The organism is Bacillus sp. DE0042, from assembly GCF_007680225.1.
Lineage (GTDB): Bacteria > Bacillota > Bacilli > Bacillales > Bacillaceae_G > Bacillus_A > Bacillus_A wiedmannii.
Genome location: NZ_VEJP01000007.1, coordinates 228,168 through 241,580, shown reverse-complemented (window position 1 = coordinate 241,580; position 13,413 = coordinate 228,168). Strand labels below are relative to the sequence as shown.

General features: G+C 36.5%; 18 protein-coding genes and 1 riboswitch. Of the genes, 9 read left to right on the top strand and 9 right to left on the bottom strand.

Annotation, left to right across the window (positions count from 1 at the left end):
- Positions 1–82 precede the first annotated feature (82 nt).
- Positions 83–247 (bottom strand): hypothetical protein, encoded by a 165-nt coding sequence (locus FS802_RS31255; protein WP_088610036.1) that lies wholly within the window; start codon positions 245–247, stop codon positions 83–85.
- A 123-nt stretch (positions 248–370) separates the two neighbouring features.
- On the opposite strand from FS802_RS31255, the gene FS802_RS23870 reads away from it, so the two are divergent.
- Both FS802_RS23870 and FS802_RS23865 read left to right on the top strand, forming a co-directional pair.
- A complete protein-coding gene (locus FS802_RS23870; RefSeq protein ID WP_000289559.1) occupies positions 371–694 on the top strand; it encodes an iron-sulfur cluster biosynthesis family protein in 324 nt (107 codons plus the stop codon).
- 196 nt (positions 695–890) lie between these two features.
- Positions 891–1,796 carry a DMT family transporter gene (locus FS802_RS23865; protein ID WP_001255388.1) on the top strand — a complete coding sequence of 302 codons (906 nt, stop codon included), beginning with the start codon at positions 891–893 and terminating at the stop codon, positions 1,794–1,796.
- Between the two features lie 28 nt (positions 1,797–1,824).
- On the opposite strand, the gene FS802_RS23860 is transcribed toward FS802_RS23865, so the two are convergent.
- A complete protein-coding gene (locus tag FS802_RS23860) occupies positions 1,825–2,046 on the bottom strand; it encodes a hypothetical protein (protein ID WP_000639042.1) in 222 nt (73 codons plus the stop codon).
- A gap of 291 nt (positions 2,047–2,337) precedes the next feature.
- On the opposite strand from FS802_RS23860, the gene FS802_RS23855 reads away from it, so the two are divergent.
- Positions 2,338–2,721 (top strand): ATP synthase subunit I, encoded by a 384-nt coding sequence (locus tag FS802_RS23855; RefSeq protein WP_000624934.1) that lies wholly within the window; start codon positions 2,338–2,340, stop codon positions 2,719–2,721.
- Between the two features lie 114 nt (positions 2,722–2,835).
- Here FS802_RS23855 and FS802_RS23850 read toward each other — a convergent pair whose 3' ends face one another.
- Positions 2,836–3,033 carry a hypothetical protein gene (locus FS802_RS23850; protein ID WP_078182819.1) on the bottom strand — a complete coding sequence of 66 codons (198 nt, stop codon included), beginning with the start codon at positions 3,031–3,033 and terminating at the stop codon, positions 2,836–2,838.
- A gap of 314 nt (positions 3,034–3,347) precedes the next feature.
- Positions 3,348–4,934, bottom strand: coding sequence for a phosphoenolpyruvate carboxykinase (ATP) (gene pckA / locus FS802_RS23845; RefSeq protein ID WP_000108819.1), 1,587 nt, complete (start codon positions 4,932–4,934; stop codon positions 3,348–3,350).
- 228 nt (positions 4,935–5,162) lie between these two features.
- Positions 5,163–5,284: riboswitch (SAM riboswitch) on the top strand.
- Positions 5,285–5,453: 169 nt separating this feature from the next.
- On the opposite strand from pckA, the gene metK reads away from it, so the two are divergent.
- Positions 5,454–6,653 carry a methionine adenosyltransferase gene (gene metK / locus FS802_RS23840; RefSeq protein ID WP_000163111.1) on the top strand — a complete coding sequence of 400 codons (1,200 nt, stop codon included), beginning with the start codon at positions 5,454–5,456 and terminating at the stop codon, positions 6,651–6,653.
- Positions 6,654–6,694: 41 nt separating this feature from the next.
- On the opposite strand, the gene FS802_RS23835 is transcribed toward metK, so the two are convergent.
- Both FS802_RS23835 and FS802_RS23830 read right to left on the bottom strand, forming a co-directional pair.
- Positions 6,695–6,874: a hypothetical protein gene (locus tag FS802_RS23835; RefSeq protein WP_088107412.1), complete on the bottom strand. Its 180-nt coding sequence runs from the start codon at positions 6,872–6,874 to the stop codon at positions 6,695–6,697.
- 6 nt (positions 6,875–6,880) lie between these two features.
- Positions 6,881–7,060, bottom strand: coding sequence for a hypothetical protein (locus FS802_RS23830; RefSeq protein ID WP_098654861.1), 180 nt, complete (start codon positions 7,058–7,060; stop codon positions 6,881–6,883).
- A gap of 331 nt (positions 7,061–7,391) precedes the next feature.
- Between FS802_RS23830 and FS802_RS23820 the strand changes: the two genes are divergently transcribed.
- On the top strand, positions 7,392–7,901 hold the full coding sequence (locus tag FS802_RS23820; RefSeq protein WP_000115584.1) for a MogA/MoaB family molybdenum cofactor biosynthesis protein: 510 nt from the start codon (positions 7,392–7,394) through the stop codon (positions 7,899–7,901).
- Positions 7,898–8,500 carry a molybdenum cofactor guanylyltransferase gene (locus FS802_RS23815; protein WP_097860436.1) on the top strand — a complete coding sequence of 201 codons (603 nt, stop codon included), beginning with the start codon at positions 7,898–7,900 and terminating at the stop codon, positions 8,498–8,500. Before FS802_RS23820 ends, FS802_RS23815 begins: the two co-directional genes overlap by 4 nt.
- Positions 8,501–8,782: 282 nt before the next feature.
- Here the strand turns inward: FS802_RS23815 and FS802_RS23810 are convergent, their stop codons facing one another.
- The 3 genes from FS802_RS23810 to FS802_RS23800 all read right to left on the bottom strand — a co-directional run bounded on the left by FS802_RS23810 (position 8,783) and on the right by FS802_RS23800 (position 11,125).
- Entirely contained in the window at positions 8,783–9,925 is a 1,143-nt protein-coding gene (locus FS802_RS23810; protein ID WP_001261611.1) for a glycosyltransferase family 4 protein, read from the bottom strand.
- Positions 9,926–9,937: 12 nt separating this feature from the next.
- A complete protein-coding gene (locus FS802_RS23805) occupies positions 9,938–10,471 on the bottom strand; it encodes a phosphatase PAP2 family protein (protein WP_000868584.1) in 534 nt (177 codons plus the stop codon).
- Between the two features lie 141 nt (positions 10,472–10,612).
- Complete coding sequence (locus FS802_RS23800; protein WP_098654863.1) at positions 10,613–11,125, bottom strand: gamma carbonic anhydrase; 513 nt, start codon at positions 11,123–11,125, stop codon at positions 10,613–10,615.
- Positions 11,126–11,199: 74 nt separating this feature from the next.
- On the opposite strand from FS802_RS23800, the gene FS802_RS23795 reads away from it, so the two are divergent.
- The 3 genes from FS802_RS23795 (at position 11,200) to FS802_RS23785 (ending at position 13,379) form a co-directional block, all read left to right on the top strand.
- On the top strand, positions 11,200–12,003 hold the full coding sequence (locus tag FS802_RS23795) for an alpha/beta hydrolase (protein WP_000267433.1): 804 nt from the start codon (positions 11,200–11,202) through the stop codon (positions 12,001–12,003).
- 37 nt (positions 12,004–12,040) lie between these two features.
- Positions 12,041–13,105 carry a tetraprenyl-beta-curcumene synthase family protein gene (locus FS802_RS23790; RefSeq protein ID WP_001102481.1) on the top strand — a complete coding sequence of 355 codons (1,065 nt, stop codon included), beginning with the start codon at positions 12,041–12,043 and terminating at the stop codon, positions 13,103–13,105.
- A 61-nt stretch (positions 13,106–13,166) separates the two neighbouring features.
- Positions 13,167–13,379, top strand: a complete 213-nt coding sequence (locus tag FS802_RS23785; protein WP_000811315.1) for a hypothetical protein — start codon at positions 13,167–13,169, stop codon at positions 13,377–13,379.
- Positions 13,380–13,413 lie beyond the last annotated feature (34 nt).

Genomic DNA, 13,413 nt, shown 5'->3' with positions numbered 1-13,413 from the left:
GTTATAGAGCCAACGTTTCTCTTGTGGGCCGAAAGTAACACCCAAGTCAAAATTAAGCTGCAAATAGATTTTAAAGTGATTCTTATTTTTTCATAGCAAAATAAGAAGCGGTTAGGAAACAAATAAAGCCTAAAATCCAACCAATAGAAGGAGAATAGGGAAGTATATGTTGTAATACCATTCCGCTAGAAATAAAAAAGCTACCGAGTAGGCCTAAGAAGATGGGGTATCGCAGTAATTTGAACATGAGTGATACAACCTCCTTTATTACATATATTGTATATTAGTCTTAATTTTCTGTATATAATTTTAGAGAAAAATGATGGTACAATATATGAAGGATATGAGAAGAGAGGATGAAGAGTAGCGTATGTATGTTACTGTAACAGAAGCCGCATATAAAAAGATTATGGATACGATTCCGGATGAAACGAAATATATAAAGTTATTTTACGATAATGAGGGTTGTGGTTGTGTCATGAGCGGAATTATCGATTTAGTAGCTGTAGCAGAAAAAGATGAGCGCGATGTGGATATCGAATCTAGCGTAATGAATTTTATCGCAGATCGCACAAAGCTTGTATTTATGGATGATAAGTTAACAGTTGATTGGCATGAAGTTGGAGGAACTTTTCAGCTGAAGAGCCCAAGCCAATTTTATAATCCAAATATGAAGTTACACGTTCGAGTGTAAGAAAGAAAAGGTGGTTCCAAAATATTTTTGGACCATCTTTTTTTATTGTCTAAGTCGCTATATTTAAAAAATCGCTGATATAATTTCATGTACTAAACAAAGAAAACCTCTCCATACAACACAAAGATTTTTTCACATAATGAAATGTACATATGATTGAATTTTCTGTATAATCGTATTTGCGGAGGGGATACGCATGAGAAGATGGGGGATTGAGTTATTAATTTTAGCAGTCGTTATTATTTGGGGGATTAATTTTACGATTGCTAAATATGGACTTTTAGAATTTACAGCAATTGAGTTTACTGCACTTCGGATGATATCAGCGGCACCGCTTATGTTACTCCTTACATTTTTTATTGAAAAGTCGGTTTATATGGAACGAAAGGATATACCTAGATTAATCATCGTTAGCGTTGTAGGTATTGTACTGTATCAAACGTTATTTATGGAAACTGTCAAATATACATCCGCTACAAATGCCTCTTTACTCATTTCTATTTCACCTATTTTTACAACTGTATTTGCGATTTTCTTGAAACAAGAAAAGTTTTCTTCTCGAAAGCTCATCGGTTCTATAATTGCCTTTGGTGGTGCTGCATTAGTTTTAGTAGCAGGGCATTCGCTTGCTAGTTCTTTTTATGGTAACGGAATTGGACTTATTACATCAATATGCTGGGGGCTTTATCCTGTTTTAGCAGGTCCATTAATTAAAAAATATTCAGCACTACGTGTTACCGCATGGTCAGCGTTAGTTGGCGCGATTCCGCTTTTATTGTTAAGTGGACCACATGTATTTATAATGCCATTTCACATTACACACGGAATGACACTATTCGCTTTACTATATTCCATTTTCTTTGTAACAGTATTTGGTTTAGTGATGTGGTATGTTGGTATTCAAAAAATTGGCGCGTCACATACGATGGTATATATGTATATAACGCCGCTTGTAGCTGTTTTATTTGCAGCTGTATGGGCAAATGAATATGTATCATTTCAACAAATAATCGGTGGAATTATTATTTTCTTCGGTCTATGGTTTGTGAAATTAGAGAAAGTAAAAATTCATTCTAATGCGGGGGAACCTATATCAAAATAGGAAAACAGATCACCTATGATCTGCTTTCCTATTTTTTTATTTTTGGTAAGAAGATGAGAAATAAGATAGCAGTAATAAGTGGAATTAAGTTTAAAAATGGAATACGGAAGAGTGTGATAAGAATAATACCTGGAAGAAGAACACCGAGGACAGCGTAGAAAATACTATGATTCTTCGTGTACCAATACAATGAAAGTCCAATAAGTGCAGGGATAATGAGGTGAATGAGAGCCATTAGAAAATAAATCATTAGACGCCCCCTTTATTTGTGTACTTATTACATCATATCCGTATGTTCATAGATTGATATCACTTTTTTCATAAATGGACGAAAAATGTTTGGAAAAACGTCACAAATTATGAGAATATGATGTTTAAAATCTTGTATAATATTATTTCCTGAAAATATTCAAACAACATAAACATACTGTTTATGTTGTTTTTAATTTGAGTGAAATGAATTTTAAGTAGTATGAACTCGAAAGAAATGAGTTATACAGCTTTTGTTGGATAGATAAAAATTACTGAAGAGGAGAACAGCATGATTAGTATGTCATTAAGATCGTTTAAAATTCAATCGTATTATTTACTAGGTTTTCTTTTACTAGGATGGATGTTAACGCCGTTTTCAGCTCATTTTCTAGGTGCTGGAATTGGACTGATTGTAAGTATGTATTGTGTTTGGCTTTTAGGGAGAAGAATTGAGAAGCTTGGAGATAGTATCGTAAAGAAAACGAAAGCACCGACGCTCGGTATGTTTAATCGGTTTGCAGCTGCTATTTTAGGTGCTGTTATTATGTACGAAATTGAACATCATATGGTTATGTGGGCATTTGCAGTAGGGATTCTGGGTGGCTATTTCTTAATCGTTGTGAATTTAGGCTACTATAGTATGAAAGATGAGGAAGAATTAACAAAGAGCTAAAAAGATAAAAAGCCTCTTTTTAGATGAAATAGAGGATCCGGCGGGGGATAGTACAATAGGAAGCGTAACTTTGCATAAAATATAGGTTTCCGCTTCCAATAAGTTAACATGAAATCACTTAGTAGTATGACTCTCAGGTTCTTTAAAAAAGTTAGATACAATACAACAAAATATTCCGGTAATTAGAATAATGTATTTTATCGTTTCACTTGTATGCTCAAATAAATTAACGTTAAGCATCACAAGTCCCCAAAACATTTGAATGGCTCCATAACTGAATAATATTTTTCCTGTACGAGAAAAATTTTTCATAGCCCTCTTCCTTTCCTGTATATGTAAATTTTATCATAAAAAACTATAAAACGAATGATTATAAAATGAATTTTCAGTAAGTTTATAGATGTTGGTATGCAATTTTATGAGCTAAGTCACAGATGAAGAGATTAAAGTTGTACTTTATATAAGATATAGAAAGAAGCTTACGTCAAAAACGTAAGCTTCTTTTTTATGTAAGTGTGTGTAACCGTTAAGCCGCATTGGGTTTTGTCGGTGAGTACGCGAAACTTTACGGTTACACGACACTTATTCATATGAGTAAAAGGGTTATTCCAACAGAAAGTTTGTACTTAAGCGATTGGACCGCCTAAGTTAATAATATCTTCAGAAACGCTGTCGAACTTTTTGAAGTTCTCTTTGAATTCGCTTGCAAGTTCGATTGCTTTCTCTTTATAAGCAGCTTTATCAGCCCAAGTTTGTTCAGGCATTAACACTTCGTCAGGTACACCTGGTACGTGAAGTGGAACTTCAAGACCGAAGATGTCATGTTTAGCTGTTTCAGTTTTCGCAAGTTCGCCGCTTAATGCTGCTTGAATCATTGCACGAGTGTAACCTAAGTTCATACGTTTACCAATGCCGTATTCGCCACCAGTCCAGCCAGTGTTTACTAAGAATACTTTCGCATCGTGTTTCTCGATTTTTTCACCAAGCATTTCAGCATAGCGAGATGCATCAAGTGGTAAGAATGGTGAACCGAAGCAAGTTGAGAATGTTGCTTGCGGAGATGTAACACCACGCTCTGTTCCTGCTAGTTTACTAGTGTAACCACTTAAGAAATGATACATAGCTTGTTCTTTTGATAACTTACTGATTGGAGGCAATACGCCAGATGCATCAGCAGTTAAGAAAATGATTGTATTTGGGTGTCCAGCAACACTTGGCAGTACGATATTGTCGATCGCATGCATAGGGTATGCAGCACGAGTATTTTCTGTTAAAGTAGTATCGTTATAGTCTGCGATACGCGTTTGGTTATTAATGATAACGTTTTCTAAAACAGATCCAAATTTGATTGCATCGAAAATTTGTGGTTCTTTCTCGTGAGAAAGGTTTACACATTTTGCGTAGCAACCGCCTTCAATATTGAATACACCGTTATCAGACCAACCATGCTCATCATCACCGATTAATTTACGGTGTGGATCAGCAGATAATGTTGTTTTACCTGTTCCAGATAAACCGAAGAATAGTGCTACGTCGCCTTCTTCACCTACGTTTGCAGAGCAATGCATAGAAAGAATATCTTGTTCAGGTAGTAAGAAGTTCATAATAGAGAAGATTGATTTTTTCATTTCTCCAGCGTATTCTGTACCACCAATTAGTACGATACGTTTTTCGAATGAAACCATAATGAATGCTTCAGAGTTTGTACCGTCAACAGCTGGATCAGCTTTGAAATTCGGTGCAGAAACAATTGTGAACTCTGATTCATGAGTTGTTAATTCTTCTTCAGTTGGACGAATAAATAATTGATGTACAAATAAATTGTGCCATGCATATTCGTTAATAACTTGAATTGGTAGGCGGTAATTGCGGTCAGCGCCTGCAAATCCATTGAAGACGAATAACTCTTCTTTTTCTTTTAAGTATTCTAAAACTTTAGTATATAATTTATTAAAATGTTCTTCAGAGATCGGCTGATTCACTGCTCCCCAAGCAATTTTGTCAGCAACCGATGCTTCTTTCACAATAAATTTATCTTTAGGAGAACGTCCTGTATATTTTCCTGTTGAAGCAGAAACGGCACCAGTAGAAGTTAATTTCCCTTCATTTCGCATTAATACTTTTTCCACTAATTGCGGAACACTTAGTTGAATCTGTGCATTGCTTCCGTTCAATAATTCGTGTAAACCAATTTGGACATTCACAGTACTCATATTTATATACCATCCTTTTCATTTAATGAAATATTTCTCGTAATCCCCAACAAGAGTATAACACAATTATATAAATAATGTATACTATTTATTTCTTTTTGTTTGTGTGAATGTATTATTTCCTTATTAATATTTCATTCCAGGCGTATTGAGAAAAACTTTCAGGAAAATGTGAATATTAATTGACAAATGAATATCATTTCTTTAGTATAGGTTGGGACGGATACTCTCTTATCCCGAGCTGGCGGAGGGACAGGCCCGATGAAGCCCAGCAACCTCATTTGTAGTGGTAAATACAGGTGAATAGGTGCTAAAACCTGTGCGAGGCTAACGGTCTCGAACGATAAGAGCAAAGGGCAAAAAGCAGTATGCAAGTAGCAAATTAAACCTTTCCTCTATGTAAAGTAGGAAAGGTTTTTCTGTATGCTTGTGTGGGAGAATAAATGTATGTCGCAGTTTGTGGCAAATTAAGGATGAGTTCCGTACAATATATACAATTACTGTAGGGAGGTTTACCACATGACAAAAAAACGTCATCTGTTCACATCTGAGTCTGTAACTGAAGGACATCCAGATAAAATTTGTGACCAAATTTCTGATTCAATTTTAGATGCGATCTTATCAAAGGACGCAAATGCACGTGTAGCTTGTGAAACAACTGTAACAACTGGTTTAGTATTGGTAGCGGGGGAAATTACGACTTCTACTTACGTAGATATTCCAAAAATCGTTCGTGAAACAATTCAAGGCATTGGTTACACACGCGCAAAATATGGATTCGATGCAGAAACTTGTGCAGTTTTAACATCTATCGATGAGCAATCTGCTGACATCGCTATGGGTGTTGACCAAGCGCTAGAAGCACGCGAAGGTCTAATGACTGACGCTGAGATTGAGGCAATTGGTGCGGGAGACCAAGGTTTAATGTTTGGCTTCGCATGTAATGAAACACAAGAATTAATGCCACTTCCAATCTCGCTTGCTCACAAATTAGCTCGCCGTTTAACTGAAGTACGTAAAGATGACACATTATCATACTTACGTCCGGATGGAAAAACGCAAGTTACAGTTGAGTATGATGAAAATGGTAAACCTGTACGTGTAGATACAATCGTAATTTCTACACAGCATCATCCAGATGTTACATGGGAAGAAATCGATCGCGATTTAAAAGAGCATGTAATTAAAGCTGTAGTTCCAGCAGAATTAATGGATGGAGAAACGAAATTCTTCATTAATCCAACTGGCCGCTTCGTAATTGGTGGACCACAAGGTGATGCTGGTTTAACAGGACGTAAAATCATCGTTGATACTTACGGTGGATACGCTCGCCACGGTGGCGGTGCATTCTCTGGTAAAGATGCAACGAAAGTTGACCGTTCTGCAGCATATGCAGCTCGTTATGTTGCGAAAAACATCGTAGCAGCTGGTCTTGCTGACAAAGCAGAAGTACAACTTGCATACGCAATCGGTGTAGCACAACCAGTATCAATTTCAGTTGATACATTCGGCACTGGTAAAGTATCTGAAGACGTACTAGTAGAACTAGTTCGTAACAACTTCGATCTTCGCCCAGCTGGTATTATTAAAATGCTAGACTTACGTCGCCCAATTTACAAACAAACAGCAGCTTACGGCCACTTCGGACGTACTGATGTAGATCTATCATGGGAACGTACAGACAAAGCTGCAGCTTTAAAAGAGCAAGCTGGTCTATAATATATGAAAAAAAGCTTTGCGCCGTGAGCGCAAAGCTTTTTTTATTTTGTTTTATTTACTACTTGGATGCAAGAACCACAATAAACTTCGCCGTCTAGCTCAATATACTTTTTCATATTAGTCATACCACTTGCTGGAAAGGGCATATGAATCCATGCTTTTTCATACGTTTGTATTTCCTTTTCACATGATTTACAAAGGATTGGTTTCTTCTCGAACATATGTAATCAACCTTTCATTTGACGTGCTTTACCCACGCAAAAGGCACTGCTTAGTAAAAATAGTGTTGCGAATAGAATGCTTACTAATGTAGCGTATGGAATTGCGCCTTTTAGAGAAAAGCCAACAGTAATGGAAGCGACAAATAAGAGGATAAATGTTGTTGTTAATTTTTTATAAAGTTCCATAATATGTGGACCTCCTTATTTAGAGATTGAATGTTTAAAAATAAAATCTACTATATAGGCAAGTACGAGAGGAATTAATGTGCTAGTCAAATAGTAACGAATACCACCATCAGTCATAAGCACATACAATTTTAAAAAGTTAATATCAAACCCGTAAGCGATACATTGAAAAAGGGATAAAATAATTAGGAATGGTATAATGGGTACGTATCGTTTTATGTTATAAAACATAAATAAGATCCTTTATATGGATAAATGTACTTATATTGTATCATGTTGAATTCTTTGCTTCATACATAATTTTACAAGAAAATGAAAGGGAAGATGAAAAATGAGTGTCAATGAACATAAAAAACAAGCGCCAAAAGAAGTGCGTTGTAAGGTCGTGACGATTTCCGATACACGTACGGAAGAGACAGATAAGAGCGGACAACTATTACATGAATTGTTAAAAGAAGCAGGCCATACAGTGACCTCTTATGAAATTGTAAAAGATGATAAAGAAAGTATTCAGCAAGCAGTGTTAGCTGGTTATCATAGGGAAGATGTTGATGTCGTGTTAACAAATGGAGGTACTGGTATTACGAAACGTGATGTGACGATTGAAGCAGTGTCAGCGTTATTAGATAAAGAAATTGTCGGGTTTGGTGAGTTGTTCCGCATGATTAGTTATTTAGAAGATATCGGAAGCAGCGCAATGTTAAGTAGAGCGATTGGCGGTACAGTTGGGCGCAAAGTTGTCTTTTCCATGCCAGGGTCTAGCGGAGCAGTTCGTCTTGCGATGAATAAGTTAATTTTACCGGAATTAGGTCATATTACATTTGAGCTGCATCGCCAATGAGTAAGTATGCTGGAATTGTATTGGCAGGTGGTATGTCGAGTCGATTCGGTGAGCCGAAAGCGTTAGCGAGCTGGCAAGGTAGTACTTTTATTGAGCATATTTTGAAAGTGATGACAACTGCGTTACAAGAAGTTGTGGTCATTAGTAACTCCGATATAAAAGAGCGAGTAGAGCAACTCGTACAAGTTCCTGTTATAGAAGATATTCCGCATTATAAAGGAAATGGACCACTTGCTGGAATTGTATCAGGAATGGAATATATAGAAGCAGATTGGTACGCTATTATGCCTTGCGATGCGCCGAATGTTTCGCATGAATGGTTTACCATTTTGCTAGAGCAAACGAGTTATGAATATGATGCGGTTGTACCTATTATTAATGGAAGAAAACAACCGTTACTTGCAGCGTATCATAACCGTGTCAAAGAAAAAATTTATGCTTTGCTTCAGGAAGAAAAAAGAAGTATGGGCCAGCTTTTATCGCAATGTAATGTGAAATATATTGCTGGTGAAGATGTACAAGCGAATGCGGATTGGTTTATAAATGTGAATACGAAAGAAGAATATGTGCAGGCTCAAAAAAACCTTTCAAATGAATGAAAGGTTTTTTTGATATACAGAAATTGGGGAACAATTACTGTATAAAGGTATGTGAGTAAGTTGATTTTAAGGGGAATCGCTTAAAATCACCATACAGTAAAAATACTGTATAACCATATATTAATTTTTATGGGTTTTTATTACAAGTATGTTTAGTTATGTATCTTTTTGTTATAATGGATATGAAAATAAATAGATATTTCACCTAATGTATCATTTAGTAAACTAAAATTTATAACTGTGTAATAAACTCCCTTCGTTTTTTGAAGGGAGTTTTTCTGTTTAAGCGAGTAATTCTGATGCGTTATGCTGAAGGACTTCTTCATATTGGTCAAGTAAGCCACGAAAGATTTCATCCCAGCTTTTTGATTTGGCATAAGACGTAGCAGCTAGCCCCATTTGCATTAGTTTCTGTTCATTTTGCAATAAAGAATGGATGGATGATAGAAATGAATCCGCATGTTTGGAGGGGCAAAGAACTCCCGTTTTTCCATCTGTAATAATATTTTTAACCCCGCCACTATTTGCACCAATGACAGGTGTTCCGCATGCAAGTGATTCGAGTACGACATTTCCGAACGTTTCAGTAGCGGATGGAAATACCATGATGTTAGAACAAGCATATGCTTCAGCTAAATCCTTACCTTGTAAATATCCAGTAAAAGTGACATTTGTTTTCGGAACAGATTCACGTAAATTTGTTGCTAGAGGACCGTCTCCTGCGATGAGCCAATGAATATCGTTTCGAGTACGCGCTGTTTGCACGATAAGGTGTTGCAACGTATCAATATCTTTTTCAGGGGCAATCCGTCCAACATAGGAAAGGACATACTTTGCTGTAATATTATATTTTTTTCGGAATAGGTCTGTATTGTAAGATGGATGAAAGAGTGTGCAATCTACACCCCGTCCCCATATGGAGAGGGCCTGAAAGCCTTTATTTTTTAGTTGGTGTAACGTTTCAAAAGAAGGAACGAAATTTTTTTGCATATGACTATGAAACCATTTTAAATAGTTCCAAAGCATGTTAGAGAGAAATTCAATTTTGTAATAGCGTAAATAAGCATCGAAATCAGTATGATAAGAACCGACAACTGGGATGTTTAACTTTTTTGCATAATACAATCCACAAAGTCCCATGTTGAAAGGTGTGGCAATGTGAATAATGTCAGGTTTAAAGGAAAGAAGTTCTCGTTTAATGCGCGGAGTAGGAAAAGAAAAGCGGCATTCTGGATATAATATTGTTAACGGGATACTTCTCATCTTGTTCACATTAGCTACGAAATTATCTTCAGCTGTATGCTGAGGGGCGAAAACAGAATAGGCGATCTTTTCTTTCTGAAAGTAACGTGTTAATCGTTCTAGTGTTTTCGCAACCCCGTTGACTTGTGGCGTAAAAGTATCGGTAAAAATGGCGACTCTCATCATATCACTCCTTTATGTGAAAAGTGGGATGAATTGATAAAAAGAGATGATGCCAGAGCAAGTGCCGAGGCACATACCGACGAATACATCAGACGGATAGTGAAGCCCTAAATAAATGCGAGAAATACCAACGCATAATGCTAACGGTAATAGAAAAGCAAATAAGCTTGGATTATAGCAAACAAATGGAATAAGGACAGAGAAAACGGCTGTTGTATGACCAGACGGGAAAGAGTGGTCTTTTAATGGATGGACTGGATATTTCGCATCCTGAATTGTTAAATAAGGACGTTTTCGCGGATACCATCTTTTTAATATTTGCACAGGAATATGGCTAATTGCTAAAGAAATAGCAGTTGCGATTGCAGCTTGATGCAAAGTCCCTTTTGCAAAAATTAAAAAGAAAAGTGTGAGTGCGATTGAGAAAGTAGCACCACCTATATGAGTAATATTGCTGAAAAAGATATTTAATGTTTTTTGATCAAAGTATCGGTTAATTCCTTTGAAAATGTAACATTCTATTTTATATAGTCCACTGACCTTCATGAAAATTCTCCTCCCTCGTTTACATATATATGGAGATATTAGCTTTTATTTTAATAAGATTTTATTGAGGGAGTAATAATGTTTTGTAAAGAAAAAGTTAGTTTTCATCAAAAAAGCTGCCAATCTTATGGCAGCGGAAATTTATTTCTGTAATGATTTATAGTATTGACCTTTTTCAACATATTGTGTGCGAATTCGCTCCATGTCTTTACGGTCTTCCTCTGTTAACTCACGAACGACTTTCGCTGGGCGACCGAACGCTAACGTGTTTGGCGGGATTTTCTTTCCTTGAGAAACGAGGCTTCCAGCACCGATAAAGGCTCCTTCACCAATTTCAGCACCATCTAATATAATAGATCCCATTCCAATTAAAGCATCTTTTTTAATATGACAGCTATGTAAAATAACTTGATGCCCAACTGTAACATCGTTTTCTAAAATAAGAGGGTACTGCGGGCTTTGATGAAGTGTACATTGGTCTTGTACATTTACTCGGTCTCCAATGATTGTTGGTGACACATCGCCGCGTATGACTGTATTAAACCAAATACTTGATTCCTCACCAATGGAAACATCGCCTGTAATGGTAACATAGTCAGCGATAAAAGTACTACTCGCAATTTTCGGATTTTTTTCTTTGTAAGGGTATATCATGTAAAGCCTTCCTTTCCTAGAGACTAGTTTTAGTGTATCAAATTATGAGAAAGAGTGAAATGGAGGAAAGCCGTATGTGGAATTATGAAGCAGAGGAAGCGAAAGCTGTCGTTGTTATCGTGCACGGCGCAATGGAATATCACGGACGTTACGAAGCCGTTGCGGAAATGTGGAATCATATCGGCTACCACGTCGTAATGGGGGACCTTCCGTCACATGGAACGACTTCAAGAAATAGAGGACATATTGATTCATTTGATGAATACATAGAGGAAGTTAAATTGTGGGTGAAAGAGGCAAGAAAGTATAGGTTACCTATTTTTATATTTGGTCATAGTATGGGTGGTCTTATTGTCATTCGTATGATGCAAGAAACGAAGAGAGAAGATGTAGACGGCATTATTTTAAGTTCGCCATGTTTAGGCGTAGTAGCTGGACCTTCAGCACCGCTTCAAGTTGCCTCAAAAATATTAAATGTTGTTGCACCAAAATTGCAATTTGCAACGAATCTTACAGTGGAAATGTCCACTCGTAATCATGAAGTTCGGGACGCGATGGAGAATGATTCATTGTTCTTGCGCAAAGTATCAGTACGTTGGTATAGTGAATTGATTAAGTCTATCGAAATTGCTCATAAAAAAATAGATGATTTTCCAGATGTTCCGCTCTTGCTAATGCAGGCTTGTGAGGATAAACTTGTAGATAAAACACGTGTCCGCATGTGGTTTGATAATGTTAAAATGAGTGATAAGGCTTTTAAAGAATGGCCGAATTGTTATCACGAGTTATTAAATGAGTATGAGCGTGATGAAATTTTGAATTATATTCAGTCATTTACTGAAATACGCATCAATAACATAATAGAAACAAATAAGTAAATTATTTGTACATTGAATAGAGGAGATGAAGGAAGAAGTGAACGTACCGAGTAATCCCATAACGCTCATGGCGAAAGTATACCGTGATGTGTTTCCGGTAGTACACCATGAGCTAGCGGTGTGGAAAGAGCGTGCCTACCATATTCCGAATGATGAGCTTCATAGTCAGGCAATCGCAAGTATTGAGAATAAAACGTTTCATTGCGAAGGCGGTGGTATTTTAGCACTGCTAGCAAATGAGCACCGAGAGGAATGCATTCGTTTTATCGTAGCGTATCAAACAATCAGCGATTATTTAGATAATTTATGTGACCGCAGTACATCACTTGACCCAAATGATTTTGCCGCACTGCATGAATCTATGTTAATGGCATTATCACCTGAAGTAGAAGGTGGCGGTAATTATTATCGCTATCGTGATGATCAAGACGATGGTGGTTATTTAGATGAACTTGTTGAAACATGCCAAGATGTTTTAAAGAAAACGAAGCACTATGACAAAATTGCTCCTGTTCTTCATGAACTTGCTTGTTATTATTGTGATTTGCAAATTCATAAACACGTGAAGTTAGAAGAAAGAGAACCACGCTTAAAAACATGGTTTGAAGCACATAAAGAAAACTTACCAGAGATGAGTTGGTTTGAATTTTCAGCATGTGCCGGTTCTACACTTGGGATCTTCTGTCTTGTAGCATATGCATTTCATGATGAATTACATGATGAAGATATTGCGAAAATTAGACAAGGATACTTCCCTTACGTACAAGGACTTCACATTTTACTTGATTATTTCATCGATCAAGAAGAAGACCGTATAGGCGGGGATTTGAATTTCTGTAGTTATTATGAAAACGAGCAAGCGATATTAGATCGTATGAAACATTTTGTAGAAGAAGCAGAGAAGAGCATTGGTGATTTACCTCATGCGAAGTTTCATCGTCTCATAAGCCGAGGGTTACTTGGTATTTATTTATCAGATCAAAAAGTATCAGCACAAAAGAATATGCACAAAATGGCACGGCGCATTGTAAAATACGGAGGGCTTACTTCACGATTCTTCTATTGGAACGGGAAGATGTACCGAAAGAAAATGGCGCAGTGATGAAGAAAACCACTCTTGTAGAGTGGTTTTCTTGTTATAATATGGTAAAGGTGGTGGTAAAATGAAGCAATTGTTTCGAAAGTTATATGACAATATTGAAGTAACATTACTCGTCCTACTTTCCATTTCATTTGTAACTGGAATGTATATGATGATGAATAAAGCGGGTGGTCCTACTACAATGGATTATATGGCTCAAATTATCATCGCATTGATTATCATATTAGATATTATCTTTTTAATAAGTAGTAGAAAAAAAGAAAATAGTAAATAAAAAGCATTTGTACACGGGAGTACAAATGCTTTTT